Origin of the sequence: uncultured Metabacillus sp. (assembly GCF_947503125.1) — a bacterium.
In the GTDB taxonomy this organism is placed as follows: Bacteria; Bacillota; Bacilli; order Bacillales; family Bacillaceae; genus Metabacillus.
Genome location: NZ_CANNCR010000075.1, coordinates 1 through 15,077 on the forward strand (window position 1 = coordinate 1; position 15,077 = coordinate 15,077).

A 15,077-nucleotide genomic window follows, 5' to 3' on the forward strand; every position below is an offset into this window, starting at 1 on the left:
CGTTCCCATGCCGAACACGGAAGTTAAGCTCTTCAGCGCCGATGGTAGTTGGGGGTTTCCCCCTGTGAGAGTAGGACGTTGCCAGGTAAGAGGATGAAAAGATCAGTAGAGATACTGGTCTTTTTTGTTGTTTAAAGTAATAAAAACCGTAAGGTTTATTACTTTCAAGACAAACACAAAGCAATCACGAATAACATAAGGTATTAAATAAAGATTTATGAAATTCTAAATTGTGTATACAATTGGTGATTCTGGGCAAACTGAAAAGTATGGAGGTGGAGAAAGTGAATTCTAATAGAATACCAAATTCCAAAGGGGAAACATGTATAATATGCGATATGGAAAAAAATGCAGGAATTCATCTCTATACGAGTTTTATTTGTGTAGACTGTGAAAAGGAAATGACAAGGACTAAACCATCTGATCCGAAATACAGCTATTTTTTAGAAAAGTTAAGAAGAATAAAAAACCCGCCACTTTATTCATAGAATTGTATAAACCATGAAATTAAAAGAAGCTGACACGAATCAGCTTTTTTTTATGAAAAAATAAGATGATAAATGATAATTTTGTTACTCAAGAACTTAAGTATTGCTATAATTATTTTATATTATTTAAAGGACGCTGATAGATATATGGAAACACCCCTCTTTACCGCATTGATGCAGCATTCAAAGAGGAACCCTATGTCCTTTCATGTTCCAGGACATAAAAATGGGACAGTCTTTATGGGCAAAGCTGAGCAAGTCTATAAGGGGATTTTACCGTTCGATGTGACTGAGCTTACTGGCTTAGATGATCTGCATCATCCTAAAGAAGCTATCGCTCATGCACAGGAGCTGACAGCATCCTTATATGGTGTAGAAAATACATACTTCTTAGTAAATGGGACAACAGTTGGAAATTTAGCGATGGTTTTAGCATGCTGCCGTGAAAATGACATCGTGCTCGTTCAACGAAATTCTCATAAATCAATTCTAAATGGAATTCAATTAGCTGGAGCTAATCCAGTTTTTTTATCACCAAAGGTAGATGAAGTTTATCAAGTTCCCTCTTATATAGAGATGGAGACTATAAAAGAGGCAATCGCTTGTTATCCAACAGCAAAGGCATTAGTTTTAACGAATCCAAATTACTATGGGTTGGCAATAGATTTAACAGAAATCATTCGATATGCACATGAGCGCAGTATACCGGTTCTTGTGGATGAGGCGCATGGTTCACATTTTATAACCGGAGATCAATTTCCTTTATCTGCTGTCCATGCAGGTGCAGATATCGTTGTTCATTCTGCTCATAAAACATTGCCGGCAATGACAATGGGTTCTTATCTGCATTTCAACAGTAAGATGGTTGATAAAGATAAGCTTGTTTATTACTTATCAATCTTGCAAAGCAGCAGTCCATCCTACCCGATTATGGCTTCATTGGACTTAGCTAGAGCTTATCTGGAAAAGATAAAGAAAGAAGATAGACAACATGATATTTTGCAAGTGATCGCGGACTTTCATGAGGAAATAAACTCTATTAATAATATCAAAATTGTTACATCAAAAGATCAGCTTGTTCAGACTGATCCATTAAAGCTTACCATAAGGGCTGCAAATGGATTAACCGGTTTTGAGCTTCAAGATTTTTTAGAAACAAAACAAATCTATACAGAACTAGCTGATCCTGCAAACGTGCTTTTTATTTTACCCCTTGCCTATGATAAATTAATAATAAAGGAACTAGATACGATCAAAAGAAGGTTTCCTACTCCCTCTCATCCTATAAAACAACTGGTTCATATGAGTAATCGTCAATCGAAAAGGATTCAACCTATAGAAAAATCATATTCAGACTTAAAAACATGTAAAAAGAGAGTGGTAGCCTTTGGCGAAGCTATAGGACATTATGCAGCTGAAGCCATTATTCCTTATCCACCCGGAATACCTTTTATCATGATTGGTGAAACAATTACGAATGATCTTATTGAACAAGTAAAGGAACTAATAGAAATCGGCGCAACGATTCAGGGAGATGATCATATCCAACAAGGGAAGATTGCTGTATATATGAAAGGAAGCTGAGTAGATTGAAGGGAAAGTTTTTTACATTTGAAGGACCTGAAGGGGCTGGAAAGACGACTGTTTTAGAAATATTAATGAAAGATCTGGAGAAATCAGGTATTAAAGCTGTATTCACAAGGGAGCCTGGTGGGATTCAGATCGCAGAAAAGATACGTGAAGTCATTTTGAATAAGGAACATACGGAAATGGATTCAAGAACAGAAGCTCTTCTTTATGCCGCTGCCAGAAGACAGCATCTAGTAGAGAAGGTTATACCTTCAATAAACAAAGGCAAACATGTATTTTGTGACAGATTTATTGATAGTTCCTTAGCTTATCAAGGATATGCCAGAGGTTTAGGAATCGATGAAGTTTTTTCGATAAATGAATTTGCGATTAATGGCTTTTTACCGGATGTTACTTTTTATTTTAATATTGATCCAAAAGCAGGTCTTCAAAGGATTGCAAATAATGCAGAACGAGAGAAAAATCGCCTTGATATGGAAGATCTCTCGTTTCACTATAAGGTTCAAGAAGGATATCAGCAAGTAATCGAGAAGTTTCAAGATAGGATCATAATTATTGACGCTGATCAACCTGTTGAAGAGGTTGTAGCTGATATTAAAGAGAGATTGAGAAAACATATTGATCTGTAATGTGAGCTAATATTAAATTACCATTAAACATGCAATGAATCACGTAGGATAAACATGTTACAATATAAGGGGGATATCATAATGAAATTAGTGATTGTTGTTGTACAGGATCAAGATAGCAATAAGCTTTTAAATGCTCTTATGGAACATAATTTCCGTGTAACAAAGCTGTCTAGTACAGGTGGATTCCTTAAATCCGGCAATACGACCTTTATGATAGGGACAGAGGATATAAGGGTGGATAAATGCTTGCAAATTATTAAGGACAATTGTAAATCGAGAGATCAGCTTGTCGCACCAGTTTCACCAATGGGAGGAAATGCGGATTCATTTATTCCTTATCCAGTTGAGGTAGAGGTAGGCGGGGCAACTGTATTCGTCCTTCCTGTAGACCAATTTCATCACTTCTAATAAACAATGCTTCATAACAGATATGGTGATCAATCGCCATGGAGGTTTTTATGAAAATCAGTCAAGTCATACGGACAGTCATAGATAAACGAGACATAGAGCAAAAAGCATCAATAATTTCCTCTAAGAAATTTCAGGATTTGGTCACAAAACAGGGGAACAAGCTTCAGCTCGAACAATTGAATAAATTACTCATTAACCTTGAAGATGCAGGTCGCCGATTAGCAAAATCAAGGAATTTTAGCGAACTTTCTAAATATAAAATATTGGTTAAAAAGTTTATTCATGAGGCTGTCGAGTATGGAATGGCGATGAAACAGTCAAGAAGCTGGGACTATAATAGGAATAGCCGGTCATTAAAAATCATTGAACAAATAGATCAGTCACTCGTTGAATTAGCTGACGAGGTCGTTAACAAGGAAAGCTCAACGATTGATATCCTTGCAAAAATAGGTGAGATAAAAGGATTACTGATTAACCTTTATACGTAGAGAGTGATGGAGAGAAATGGAGAAAAATTGGCAAGATCTCGCGTCGTATCAGCCGCGTGTTATAAAGTTACTAGCAAATAGTATACAAAAGAATCGGTTAGCACATGCCTATTTATTTGAGGGGAAAAAAGGAACGGGTAAAAAGGAGATAGGATTTTTGCTAGCCAAAAGTTTCTTTTGTGAAAATCTCCACGGCTTTGAACCATGCGAGAACTGCAGAAATTGTAAAAGGATCCAATCTGGAAATCACCCGGATGTTCATCTTGTTGAGCCTGATGGACTGTCAATCAAAAAAGGACAGATTCAGGCGTTGCAAGAGGAGTTTTCTAAATCAGGTGTAGAATCGAATAAAAAGCTTTATATGATAATACATGCTGATAAAATGACGGTAAATGCAGCAAATAGTTTATTAAAGTTTTTAGAAGAACCGAATGCGAATACAATTGCTATTTTAATAACTGAACAGTATCATAAAATGTTGAATACGATTTTATCCCGTTGTCAGTTGTTATCGTTTCAACCATTACAGCCTAAATCGATCGAGGAATCACTTACCCAAAGCGGGGTTCCTAAGCAATTTGCGGCACTCATTGCACAGCTTACAAATGATCAAGAGGCTGCATTAGAGATTGCACAAGATGATTGGTTTGCGCAGGCTAGATTGAAAGTGATAAAATTATATGAAATGGTATCAGAGCGTAATGGACAGGCACCGATATTTGTTCATACAGAATGGATGAGCCATTTTAATGATAAGGAAAAGCAGGATACAGGTTTAGACTTGTTATTATATATATATAAAGATGTTTTATCGATCCAATTAGGAATGAACGAACAAGTAATTTTTCAAGACGTAATTCAGAAATTAAAGCAGCATGCCCTTCAAATGACACAAAGAAGTGTGACTGAGAAGATGACTTCTATTTTAGAAGCTAAAAAAAGGCTTCATGCCAATGTGAATCCACAATTAATGATGGAGCAATTGGTGTTAACATTGCAGGAGGGATAAGTTTGTATGATGTTGTAGGTGTTCGTTTTAAAAAAGCGGGCAAAATCTATTATTTCGACCCAAACGGTCTTTATATAGAGAAAGACGACTTTGTTATTGTCGAAACCATTCGTGGAATTGAATATGGGAAAGTCGTACTAAATAATAAAAAAGTTGAAGAGAATGATATTGTACTGCCGTTAAAAAAGGTCATTCGACTTGCAGATGAGAAAGATAAATTAATGGTTCAGGAAAATCAAGAGGCAGCAGAAGAGGCGTATCATGTATGCCAAAAGAAAGTTTCTGAGCATGGTTTAGATATGAAATTAGTAGATGTTGAATATACATTTGACCGCAATAAGGTGATCTTTTATTTCACAGCAGATGGACGCGTTGATTTTCGGGAGTTGGTTAAGGATTTAGCAGCTATTTTTAAAACGAGAATTGAGCTCCGACAAATTGGTGTTCGTGATGAAGCCAAAATGCTGGGCGGAATAGGACCTTGTGGCCGTATGTTATGCTGTTCAACCTTTTTAGGCGATTTTGAGCCTGTCTCCATTAAAATGGCAAAGGATCAAAACTTATCGTTAAATCCAACGAAAATTTCTGGTCTTTGCGGCCGCTTAATGTGCTGCTTAAAGTATGAAAATGATGATTATGAGTCTGCAAAGGAATTATTACCAGACATTGGCGAAGTGATCGGTACACCTAAGGGGCTTGGAAAAGTTGTTGGGTTAAATATTTTAGAGCAAATTATACAGGTTGACCTGGTTGAACAAGAACGCGTGGTAGAATACACTTGGGATGAATTGCAGAAAGAAGGCGTAGTTCCAATGCAATCCACAGATTGATGAGGTGGAACAAGTGGATAAAAAAGAGATATTTGAGTTTGTCAGCAGCATGGAGGAACAGATAGGATCTTTATATACTCAATTGGGTGAATTGAAGCAGCATTTAGGGGATCTTATTGAAGAGAACCAGCATTTAAAAATCGAAAATGAGAACCTACGCCGAAGACTAGACTCAACATTAACAAATGCAAATGCTGAAAAAACAAAGAAACCAACATCGAAGGAAAAAAAGCAAACAAGGCAAAACCAAATTGATATAGGCGAAGGATATGATAACCTAGCAAGATTGTATCAAGAAGGCTTTCATATTTGTAATTTGCATTATGGCAGCCTTCGTAAGGATGGAGATTGTTTATTTTGCTTATCATTCCTTAATAAGAAATAAAAATGGCTGGCTCATGATCATTTGTTCCTCTTTAAAAAACCAAGAGAGGGATGGTATCTTTTGATTATGTGTCAGTTTTTTTATGCTTAATAGGGATAATAGAAATGCGCTTGTGTATTTCTTAAAAGGAGTTATTTATTCATGGTTAAATTAATAGGTGATGAACGACTTGATTATTTATTAGCCGAGGATCTTAGAATTATACAGAGTCCAACGGTCTTTTCATTTTCCCTAGATGCGGTTTTACTATCGAGATTTGCTTACATGCCGATTCAAAGGGGAAATATCATTGACTTATGTACGGGAAATGGTATTATCCCATTAATCCTTAGTACAAGAACAAAAGGCAAAATTACTGGAGTCGAGATCCAGGAACGACTTTATGATATGGCAACAAGAAGTGTTGCCTATAATAACTTGGAACATCAGATTCACATGATTCATGGCGATCTCAAAGATATGCCGAAGCATTTAGGATTTGGAAAATTTGATGTTGTAACTTGTAATCCTCCTTACTTTGCGACACCTTTGAAAGAGAATCAAAATCCTAATAAATATCTTGCGATTGCACGTCATGAGATTCTTTGTACGTTAGACGATGTCATCAGAGTAAGTAGTCAGCTTGTGAAACAAGGTGGTAAAATAGCTTTGGTCCATAGGCCGGGCAGACTGGCTGATATTATAGAACTCATGAGGAAGTATCGGGTTGAACCGAAACGAATTCAATTTGTTTATCCTAAACAAGGAAAAGAAGCAAATACGTTATTAATTGAAGGGATTAAAGATGGGAATACGGATTTAAAGCTGTTGCCTCCTGTATTTGTTTATAATCATGACAACGAATACACAAAAGAGATAAAGACAATATTATATGGAGATAAACAAGAGGATATGCAAGCACAATAAGGAGTTTATATGGAAAATACAAATCATTATTTTTATGTTCTTGAATGTAATGATGGTAGTTACTATGCCGGATATACAGTGGATCTGAAGCAACGGCTAAAAAAACATAATGAGGGTAAAGGTGCTAAATATACAAGAGGAAGAACACCTGTTAAACTATTGTATTCGGAAATGTATGAAACAAAGAGTGAAGCGTTAAAAAGGGAAATTTCCTTTAAAAGGCTACCAAGGAAAGCAAAGGAGAAATACTTAAACGAATCTAGATCTAATATAGAAGGGTGAAGGGAGCATGCTGCAACAACAAAAAAGTTTTCAAAATGAAGAAAAAGAACTAGGAGATTTATATCTTGTTCCAACACCAATAGGAAATTTAGAGGATATGACGTTTCGTGCGATAAAGGTGCTTAAAGAGGTGGATGTAATTGCTGCCGAAGACACCCGTCAAACGAAAAAGCTCTGCAATCATTTTGAAATCAATACGCCAATATTTAGTTATCATGAGCATAATAAAGAAACAAGCGGCAACCGAGTGCTTGAATTATTACAGCAAAAGAAAAACATCGCACTAGTAAGTGATGCAGGTATGCCGACCATTTCAGACCCAGGCAGTGAATTAGTAAAGCAGGTCCTTGCTTCTGGGGGAAGTGTCATTCCACTCCCTGGTGCAAATGCTGCATTAACAGCCCTGATTGCTTCTGGAATTACGCCTCAGCCATTTTACTTTTTTGGTTTTTTAGATCGGCAAAAAAAAGAAAAAAAACAGCAGCTTGCCCAGTTGCGCGGAAGAATGGAAACCATTATTTTATATGAATCACCCCATCGCTTAAAAGAAACATTACAGTTAATAGCCGATTATTTAGGCAATCGTTCTATTTGTATATCAAGGGAATTAACAAAGAAATTTGAAGAATTTATTAGAGGATCAGTAAGTGAAGTTATGAAGTGGTCAGAGGAAAATGAAATTCGTGGTGAGTTTTGTATCATCATTGAGGGAGCTCATGAAGACGTACATACTGAAAAAGAAGATGCATGGTGGAGTCATTTAAGTTTAAAAGAACATGTGGATCATTATATCAAACAAGATATGTCCTCAAAAGAAGCAATAAAACGAGTTTCCAGTGAAAGAAATATTCAGAAACGTGAGGTTTATCAAGCGTATCACATATATGAAAAAGGCTGTCAGTGACAGCCTTTTTCATATATGTTTATTATTTTTGAATAAGTTGGCGTTGAAGTTCTGCTAAAATTTGTTCTGCACCTTCGCGGCTAAGTACAAGTTTGCCGTTTGCAAGAGCTAAGTTGTCATCGGAAACTTCACCAGTAATTTGGCAAGTCATGTTTGGTTTGTATTTCTTAAGGATGATTTTTTCATCATCAACATAAATTTCTAACGCATCTTTCTCTGCAATACCCAATGTACGGCGTAGTTCGATAGGAATAACAACACGGCCTAATTCATCAACTTTACGTACAATACCAGTAGATTTCATAATTGTTAGTCTCCTCTCAATTTTGACATATTCTATGTTTTTTATTTATACTTCGTCAATATTCGACAAAAACTGATTTGCTTTTTAAGCATATCAGTGTTTCCAATAAACGTCAATCATTTTATTTATTTTTCCATGTAAAAAAATAGATGTTATAGGAAAAACCTTATGAGAACAATGTTTCCATAAATGTCTACCCTCAAAACATGGTAATAAAACCTTAAATTGGAAATAAACAACGGGATTAAATCCATTTTTTTGTTGGAAAGGAATGAGAAATATTCGACAAGAGACAGCGGAAATTCGACAATTTCCATCAGCAGCTTAAAAGACATGTCGAATGACAGAAATCTTAAAACTTTAGGTATATATTCTTGATATTAGGGGCTAAGATGGTATCATAAAAGAGTATGAAAAAATCAAAAATGGATAGGTTAGTTAATGCTGTGCCATTATGAAAGTTGTCCATAATCATAATTCTACCATAACGCTCTCGTCCTTAGGGGCGAGAGCGTTTTTTAATAGTTTAAGAAGGGAGTATAACTTTTTGAACTTTGTTTTTGTGTTTAGTTCTAGGCGCCATCGGTGAAGCACAGGACGTGCAAGTGCAGTCAAGAGATAAGGATGCCCTAGTTTTTGACTGCCTCTAGAGTCAAGACAAATAGGAATTGAAGGTAAAGAACACCTTCTATTCTGATTCGCTTTATGCTTGTCGCCGAATGCTAAGCGCCTTGCGCTTTTCTTAATGAAAGCTAGTATATTCTAGGAGAATCAAACCGTTTTTAACGTTTTAGAGGAGGTTTACATAATGGAGAATAACCAAAAAACATTTTATATTACAACACCTATTTATTATCCAAGTGGAAAGCTACATATAGGACATGCTTATACGACAGTGGCAGGGGATGCGATGGCCCGTTATAAACGGATGCGCGGATATGATGTCATGTATTTGACAGGTGTAGATGAGCATGGCCAAAAAATTCAACGTAAAGCAGAGGAAAGTAATGTAACTCCTCAAGAGTATGTAGATAATATTGTAACAGGGATTAAAGATCTTTGGAGTAAGATGGATATTTCCTACGATGATTTTATTAGAACCACTCAAGACCGTCATAAATTTGTTGTTGAAAAGATCTTTTCACAGCTTGTTGAACAGGGTGACATTTATTTAGATGAATACGAAGGATGGTATTCTGTTCCAGATGAAACCTATTATACTGAGCTGCAGCTAGTCGATCCAATCATTGAAAATGGAAAAATAGTCGGCGGGAAAAGCCCTGATAGCGGTCATCCTGTTGAACTGGTTAAGGAAGAATCTTACTTCTTTAGAATGGGGAAATATGTTGACAGACTATTAGCCTTTTATGAAGAAAATCCGCAGTTTATCCAACCAGAATCTAGAAAAAATGAGATGATTAATAACTTTATTAAGCCTGGTCTTGAAGATTTGGCTGTTTCACGTACAACGTTTGACTGGGGGATAAAAGTTCCGGGAGATCCAAAGCATGTGATTTATGTGTGGATTGACGCGTTATCCAACTATATTACAGCCCTTGGTTTTGGTACAGACAATGATGAGAAATATAAAAAGTATTGGCCTGCTGATGTTCATATTGTTGGGAAGGAAATTGTCCGCTTCCACACAATTTATTGGCCGATTATGTTAATGGCATTAGATTTGCCTCTTCCTAAGAAAGTGTTTGCTCATGGCTGGCTTTTAATGAAGGATGGCAAAATGTCGAAATCGAAAGGAAATGTTGTTGACCCTGTAACCTTGATTGAGCGATATGGATTAGATGCTCTTCGTTATTACTTATTAAGAGAGGTTCCATTTGGTTCGGATGGTGTCTTTACTCCAGAAGGTTTTATTGATCGTGTAAATTATGATTTAGCTAATGATTTAGGGAATTTATTAAATAGAACAGTAGCGATGATCGAAAAATATTTTAATGGTCAAGTGCCTGAATACAATGGTGCACAAACAGAATTTGATGAGCAGCTTGCAGCATTTTCGCAACATACAGTGAAAAAGTATGAGGATGCAATGGAAAAAATGGAATTTTCAATTGCACTTTCATCATTATGGCAATTTATAAGCCGGACAAATAAATACATTGATGAAACACAACCATGGGTGCTGGCAAAAGAAGAAGCAAATCGTGATAAGTTAGCTTCCGTAATGGTTCATCTAGCAGAATCTTTACGTATTACGGCTGTATTATTAAAGCCATTCTTAACAGATACACCAAATAAAATTTTCCACCAACTTGGAATTAACAATGATGACCTTCAAGCTTGGGATAGTATCACAAGCTTTGGCGCAATTAATCAAACTCAAGTCAATAAACAGGCGCCAATTTTCCCTCGTCTTGAGGTTGACGAAGAGGTCCAATATATTAAAGAGCAAATGAAGGGATCTGCTCCTGTACAAGAAGAGAAAAAAGAAACAAAAGCACCACCATTGGAAGATGAAATCATGATTGATGATTTTATGAAGGTTGATCTTCGCGTGGCAGAGGTCATCCATGCAGAGCCAGTTAAAAAGGCAGACCGCCTTCTAAAACTCCAGTTGGATTTAGGCTATGAAAAACGACAAGTTGTTTCCGGAATCGCAAAATATTACAAGCCTGAAGATTTAATTGGTAAAAAGGTCATTTGTGTTGTAAACCTTAAGCCGGTAAAACTTCGAGGAGAACTTTCTCAAGGAATGATTTTAGCCGGTTCTCAAGAAAATGTGTTGTCAGTTGCAACGGTAGATGCAAGTTTGCCGAATGGATCAAGAGTAAAATAATAAATCAAGGCTGATTCCTTAAATAGCGATAAAATAAGGGTTTGAACCTTAGTTTTAGTGATAGTTGGAAAATAGTCTTTTATAAAAAAAGAGGGGTGTTCCACGTGTAACATTTTGTAGAACACCCCTTTGATTTGTCGAATTGAAAGGAAGAGGTAAATTATGCTATTTGATACCCACGCTCATTTAAATGCAGTTCAATACGAAGAAGATATAGTAGAGGTTATTCAACGAGCAAAAGCAGAAAACGTAACACATATCGTAGTTGTTGGATTTGACAAGGAAACGATAACGAAAGCAATGGAATTAACTAATCAGTATGACATGATATATGCAGCAGTCGGATGGCATCCTGTTGATGCAATTGATATGACAGATGAGGATTTAGCTTGGATTAAAGAATTGACCTCACATCCAAAGGTTGTTGCTATCGGTGAGATGGGACTAGATTATTATTGGGACAAATCTCCGAAAGATGTGCAAAAAGAAGTATTTCGCAAGCAGATTCAATTAGCGAAAGAAGTGCAGCTTCCCATTATTATTCATAATCGTGATGCTACAGAGGATGTTGTGAAAATTTTAAAAGAAGAGAAGGCAAGTGAAGTAGGCGGTATCATGCATTGCTTTACAGGCAGTCTTGAGGTTGCGAAGCAGTGTATGGATATGAACTTTTATCTTTCGTTTGGCGGACCCGTAACGTTTAAAAATGCGAAAAAGCCAAAGGAAGTTGTGAAAGAGATACCGATGGAGCGTCTTCTCATCGAAACAGATTGTCCTTATTTGACACCACATCCTTTTAGAGGCAAACGAAATGAGCCAAGCTATGTAAAATATGTTGCTGAACAAATTGCTGAGCTCAGAGGAATAAGTGTTGAAGAAGTTGCGACAAAAACTTCCGACAATGCCAAAAAATTATTCGGCATAACTCGATAACGAAACATGTCGAGTTATGGGGTAGCTTGTCCAACTAGATAAAAAATCATAAAAGTTCTACATGTCTCATCTCCCTCATAGTATATCCTTGTCGATAACTCTTTCTTCACATTTGCCTCATTTTTACGCATAATTATGAATACGTTGGAAAAATGAGACAACGTCGAAAGGGTTGACAAGATGAAAGATACTCTATATAATCCACGAGGAAGAAGGAGGCGTTTTTCATTTTCATTCAAAACATGAAAAAGCTGTTTTCCGAAAGAGTAATAAAAAGTAAGGTTGTCCTTTCTACTGCTAGTATACTAGTGTTAGGATCTGGTGTCGCATACGGTACATATGAGGGATCAAAAAATACTGTCGCATTGAATGTGAACGGGAAAGAAGAAAAAATACGTACTCATGCAGATACAGTCGGTACATTATTAAAAGAATTAGATATAGATTACAGACAAGAAGATCACATTTCACCTGCAGCAAATAAACGGATAGAAGGAAATATGGAGATTGTCTATGAAGCTTCTAAGCCCGTTAAACTTGCTATTGGCGAAAAGCGAAGGACAATTTGGACGACAGCTGATACAGTAAAGGAACTCATTGAACAGGAAAATTTAGATGTAACAGAGCATGATAAAATCGAACCAGCATTAGATAAGAAGATTGAAAAGAATTTGTCATTAACAATTGATAAAGCATTCAAACTTGCACTAAATGTTGGCGATCAAAAACAACAAGTTTGGACTACTTCGACTACTGTCGCTGACTTTTTAAAGGAACACAACATAAAATTGAATAAATTAGATGAAGTCAAACCGGCTCTTACGGAAAAGATTGATGCTAAGAGTACCATAACGGTTACACGTATAGAAAAAGTCACCGATGTAGTGGAAGAACCAATTGCCTTTAATGTCGTTACCAAAAAAGATAGCAGCCTTGAAAAAGGGGAACAAAAAATCATTGAATCTGGTAAAGAAGGCAAGCAGAAGAAGCACTTTGAAGTCGTTATTAAAAATGGAAAAGAATTTTCTAGGAAGCTATTAAAAACAGAAACCGTAGAAGAAAGTGAAGCTAGAGTTGTTGCGTTAGGAACGAAGGCTGTTCAACCTGTAAGTACTGCTACCGTTTCACGCGGCAATGATTCTGTTGCGAAAGAGTTTTATGTGAGATCAACAGCTTATACTGCCTATTGTAATGGTTGTTCCGGTACCACTGCTACAGGGCTTAATTTACGAGCAAATCCTAACGCTAAGGTAATCGCTGTTGACCCAAGTGTTATCCCATTAGGTACAAAAGTGTATGTCGAGGGCTATGGATATGCAGTTGCTGCTGACACAGGTTCAGCAATTAAAGGCAATAAAATCGACGTGTTCATTTCATCGAAATCAGCTGCCTATCGATGGGGTTCGAAAAGAGTAAAAATTAAAATTCTAAATTAAACGCTGACAGAGGGTTTTTATCCCTCTGTTTTTTTGCGTTATAATGGAGGGTATACTTGCTTATAAGATAAAGTAAAAACGAAAGAACTGGTATTACAGAGATTCATTTGGATTCAATATATTAGACGAAAAGACTTTATGAAAAGTTTCAGCTTTTGGAGGAAAAAATGAAAATAAAAGAAATTATTGTGGTTGAGGGGAAAGATGACACAACTGCCATTAAAAGAGCAGTTGATGCGGACACAATTGAAACCAATGGTTCTTCTATTGGAGAGTCGGTTATCGAGCAAGTTAAGCTTGCACAGCAAACGAGAGGCGTCATTATTTTTACTGACCCTGATTTCCCCGGAGAGAAAATAAGAAAAACGATAGCAGCGAAGGTTCCTGGCTGTAAGCATGCATTCTTACCAAAAGAGGAAGCGAGACCTAAAAACGGAAAAGGGATAGGAGTTGAGCATGCCTCTGCCAGATCCATTCGAAATGCTTTGCAGTCAGTGAAGGAAGAGATGGAAGAATTCACGAGTGAAATCGTTTTTGATGATTTATTAGATGCAGGACTTATTGGCGGAAATAAGGCACGTGCCAGACGTGAAAAGTTAGGTGTTTTATTAAAAATAGGCTATACCAATGGAAAACAGCTTCATAAAAGACTGCAGATGTTTCAAATCTCAAGGGATGATTACATAAAAGCAGTAACCAAAATCCTACAGGAGGAAAATAATTGATGATGAAGGACATTGCCACACCCGTTAGAACAAGGGAGATATTAGAAAAATACGGTTTTTCCTTTAAAAAAAGCTTAGGACAAAACTTTCTGATTGAACCGAATGTTTTAACAAGAATTGTTGATCATGCAAATGTATCAGAAAAAACTGGTGTCATTGAAATTGGACCAGGAATCGGTGCGTTAACCGAACAGCTTGCAAGAAGAGCGAAGAAGGTTGTTGCTTTTGAAATTGATTCCCGGCTGTTGCCGATTTTAAATGAAACATTAGCTCCTTATGCCAATGTTTCAATTATCCATCAAGATGTGTTGGAAGCGAACTTACAGGAAGCCGTAAAGGAACACTTTAGTGACTGTGAGGAAATTATGGTGGTGGCTAACCTGCCTTATTATGTCACGACACCAATCATTATGAAGCTGTTAGAAGACAAGCTGCCGCTTAAAGGAATCGTAGTCATGCTGCAAAAAGAGGTAGCAGAGCGAATATCCGCAAAACCGTCAACAAAGGAATATGGTTCGTTATCGATTGCTGTGCAATACTATACGGATGCAAAAACGGTGATGACGGTTCCAAAGACTGTTTTTGTTCCGCAACCTAATGTTGATTCGGCGATCATTCGTTTATTAGTAAGGGATCAGCCCATTGTGAAAGTAAAGAACGAGACATTCTTTTTTGAAATTGTTCGTGCAAGCTTTGCACAAAGAAGGAAAACACTGCTTAATAACTTAGTTCATTTTTTACCAAATGGCAAAGAGTTAAAACCGATCATTGAAGAAACCCTGGCACAGGTTGAGATCGACGGTAAACGAAGAGGAGAATCCCTTTCAATTGATGAGTTTGCGAAATTAAGTGATGCATTAGATTATATGCTTAATAAAGCGTAAAAGGTAAGAAAGTATAAAATTTTGTACTTAGTTTTAGTGTCTAGCTCCAGCGCCTAGCCCCTCTAGGGTCTAGCCA

The 15,077-nt window shown here is 36.7% G+C and carries 17 protein-coding genes and 1 rRNA gene; 17 read left to right on the forward strand and 1 reads right to left on the reverse strand.

The window, feature by feature from the left end:
- The 12 genes from rrf to rsmI all read left to right on the forward strand — a co-directional run.
- Window positions 1-87: ribosomal RNA gene (rrf, locus tag Q1B07_RS23810) — 5S ribosomal RNA — on the forward strand; the annotation flags it as partial.
- A gap of 182 nt (window positions 88-269) precedes the next feature.
- Window positions 270-488: a sigma factor G inhibitor Gin gene (locus Q1B07_RS23815; RefSeq protein WP_299094552.1), complete on the forward strand. Its 219-nt coding sequence runs from the start codon at window positions 270-272 to the stop codon at window positions 486-488.
- A gap of 147 nt (window positions 489-635) precedes the next feature.
- Window positions 636-2,072, forward strand: coding sequence for an aminotransferase class V-fold PLP-dependent enzyme (locus Q1B07_RS23820; RefSeq protein ID WP_299094548.1), 1,437 nt, complete (start codon window positions 636-638; stop codon window positions 2,070-2,072).
- Window positions 2,073-2,077: 5 nt separating this feature from the next.
- A complete protein-coding gene (gene tmk, locus Q1B07_RS23825) occupies window positions 2,078-2,707 on the forward strand; it encodes a dTMP kinase (protein ID WP_299094546.1) in 630 nt (209 codons plus the stop codon).
- Between the two features lie 81 nt (window positions 2,708-2,788).
- Entirely contained in the window at window positions 2,789-3,118 is a 330-nt protein-coding gene (locus Q1B07_RS23830; RefSeq protein WP_299094544.1) for a cyclic-di-AMP receptor, read from the forward strand.
- A gap of 50 nt (window positions 3,119-3,168) precedes the next feature.
- On the forward strand, window positions 3,169-3,609 hold the full coding sequence (locus tag Q1B07_RS23835; protein ID WP_299094542.1) for a YaaR family protein: 441 nt from the start codon (window positions 3,169-3,171) through the stop codon (window positions 3,607-3,609).
- A 16-nt stretch (window positions 3,610-3,625) separates the two neighbouring features.
- Complete coding sequence (holB, locus tag Q1B07_RS23840) at window positions 3,626-4,618, forward strand: DNA polymerase III subunit delta' (protein ID WP_299094540.1); 993 nt, start codon at window positions 3,626-3,628, stop codon at window positions 4,616-4,618.
- Between the two features lie 2 nt (window positions 4,619-4,620).
- Window positions 4,621-5,448: a stage 0 sporulation family protein gene (locus Q1B07_RS23845; RefSeq protein WP_299094538.1), complete on the forward strand. Its 828-nt coding sequence runs from the start codon at window positions 4,621-4,623 to the stop codon at window positions 5,446-5,448.
- A gap of 13 nt (window positions 5,449-5,461) precedes the next feature.
- Entirely contained in the window at window positions 5,462-5,833 is a 372-nt protein-coding gene (gene yabA, locus Q1B07_RS23850) for a DNA replication initiation control protein YabA (protein ID WP_299094536.1), read from the forward strand.
- A gap of 141 nt (window positions 5,834-5,974) precedes the next feature.
- The gene (locus Q1B07_RS23855) at window positions 5,975-6,739 is read left to right on the forward strand and encodes a tRNA1(Val) (adenine(37)-N6)-methyltransferase (RefSeq protein ID WP_299094534.1); all 765 of its coding nucleotides are present in this window, start codon (window positions 5,975-5,977) and stop codon (window positions 6,737-6,739) included.
- Window positions 6,740-6,748: 9 nt separating this feature from the next.
- Entirely contained in the window at window positions 6,749-7,021 is a 273-nt protein-coding gene (locus Q1B07_RS23860) for a GIY-YIG nuclease family protein (protein ID WP_299094531.1), read from the forward strand.
- A 7-nt stretch (window positions 7,022-7,028) separates the two neighbouring features.
- Window positions 7,029-7,925: a 16S rRNA (cytidine(1402)-2'-O)-methyltransferase gene (rsmI, locus tag Q1B07_RS23865; RefSeq protein WP_299094529.1), complete on the forward strand. Its 897-nt coding sequence runs from the start codon at window positions 7,029-7,031 to the stop codon at window positions 7,923-7,925.
- A gap of 22 nt (window positions 7,926-7,947) precedes the next feature.
- Here rsmI and Q1B07_RS23870 read toward each other — a convergent pair whose 3' ends face one another.
- Window positions 7,948-8,229, reverse strand: a complete 282-nt coding sequence (locus Q1B07_RS23870) for an AbrB/MazE/SpoVT family DNA-binding domain-containing protein (protein ID WP_299094527.1) — start codon at window positions 8,227-8,229, stop codon at window positions 7,948-7,950.
- Between the two features lie 808 nt (window positions 8,230-9,037).
- Between Q1B07_RS23870 and metG the strand changes: the two genes are divergently transcribed.
- The 5 genes from metG to rsmA all read left to right on the forward strand — a co-directional run bounded on the left by metG (window position 9,038) and on the right by rsmA (window position 15,001).
- The gene (gene metG, locus Q1B07_RS23875) at window positions 9,038-11,023 is read left to right on the forward strand and encodes a methionine--tRNA ligase (RefSeq protein WP_299094526.1); all 1,986 of its coding nucleotides are present in this window, start codon (window positions 9,038-9,040) and stop codon (window positions 11,021-11,023) included.
- Window positions 11,024-11,185: 162 nt separating this feature from the next.
- A complete protein-coding gene (locus Q1B07_RS23880) occupies window positions 11,186-11,956 on the forward strand; it encodes a TatD family hydrolase (RefSeq protein ID WP_299094524.1) in 771 nt (256 codons plus the stop codon).
- A 242-nt stretch (window positions 11,957-12,198) separates the two neighbouring features.
- Window positions 12,199-13,392, forward strand: coding sequence for a G5 and 3D domain-containing protein (locus Q1B07_RS23885; RefSeq protein ID WP_299094523.1), 1,194 nt, complete (start codon window positions 12,199-12,201; stop codon window positions 13,390-13,392).
- A 167-nt stretch (window positions 13,393-13,559) separates the two neighbouring features.
- Window positions 13,560-14,117: a ribonuclease M5 gene (gene rnmV, locus Q1B07_RS23890; RefSeq protein ID WP_299094522.1), complete on the forward strand. Its 558-nt coding sequence runs from the start codon at window positions 13,560-13,562 to the stop codon at window positions 14,115-14,117.
- Window positions 14,117-15,001: a 16S rRNA (adenine(1518)-N(6)/adenine(1519)-N(6))-dimethyltransferase RsmA gene (gene rsmA / locus Q1B07_RS23895; protein WP_299094550.1), complete on the forward strand. Its 885-nt coding sequence runs from the start codon at window positions 14,117-14,119 to the stop codon at window positions 14,999-15,001. Before rnmV ends, rsmA begins: the two co-directional genes overlap by 1 nt.
- Window positions 15,002-15,077: the final 76 nt, after the last annotated feature.

Bases quoted from the DNA above. Each gene is read 5' to 3' on its own strand.
- Q1B07_RS23870 (WP_299094527.1), bottom strand. From the start codon at position 8,229: ATGAAATCTACTGGTATTGTACGTAAAGTTGATGAATTAGGCCGTGTT.
- metG (WP_299094526.1), top strand. From the start codon at position 9,038: ATGGAGAATAACCAAAAAACATTTTATATTACAACACCTATTTATTAT.
- rsmI (WP_299094529.1), top strand. From the start codon at position 7,029: ATGCTGCAACAACAAAAAAGTTTTCAAAATGAAGAAAAAGAACTAGGA.
- Q1B07_RS23880 (WP_299094524.1), top strand. From the start codon at position 11,186: ATGCTATTTGATACCCACGCTCATTTAAATGCAGTTCAATACGAAGAA.
- rsmA (WP_299094550.1), top strand. From the start codon at position 14,117: ATGATGAAGGACATTGCCACACCCGTTAGAACAAGGGAGATATTAGAA.
- Q1B07_RS23860 (WP_299094531.1), top strand. From the start codon at position 6,749: ATGGAAAATACAAATCATTATTTTTATGTTCTTGAATGTAATGATGGT.
- Q1B07_RS23830 (WP_299094544.1), top strand. From the start codon at position 2,789: ATGAAATTAGTGATTGTTGTTGTACAGGATCAAGATAGCAATAAGCTT.
- rnmV (WP_299094522.1), top strand. From the start codon at position 13,560: ATGAAAATAAAAGAAATTATTGTGGTTGAGGGGAAAGATGACACAACT.
- Q1B07_RS23815 (WP_299094552.1), top strand. From the start codon at position 270: ATGGAGGTGGAGAAAGTGAATTCTAATAGAATACCAAATTCCAAAGGG.
- Q1B07_RS23820 (WP_299094548.1), top strand. From the start codon at position 636: ATGGAAACACCCCTCTTTACCGCATTGATGCAGCATTCAAAGAGGAAC.
- Q1B07_RS23885 (WP_299094523.1), top strand. From the start codon at position 12,199: ATGAAAAAGCTGTTTTCCGAAAGAGTAATAAAAAGTAAGGTTGTCCTT.
- holB (WP_299094540.1), top strand. From the start codon at position 3,626: ATGGAGAAAAATTGGCAAGATCTCGCGTCGTATCAGCCGCGTGTTATA.
- Q1B07_RS23835 (WP_299094542.1), top strand. From the start codon at position 3,169: ATGAAAATCAGTCAAGTCATACGGACAGTCATAGATAAACGAGACATA.
- Q1B07_RS23855 (WP_299094534.1), top strand. From the start codon at position 5,975: ATGGTTAAATTAATAGGTGATGAACGACTTGATTATTTATTAGCCGAG.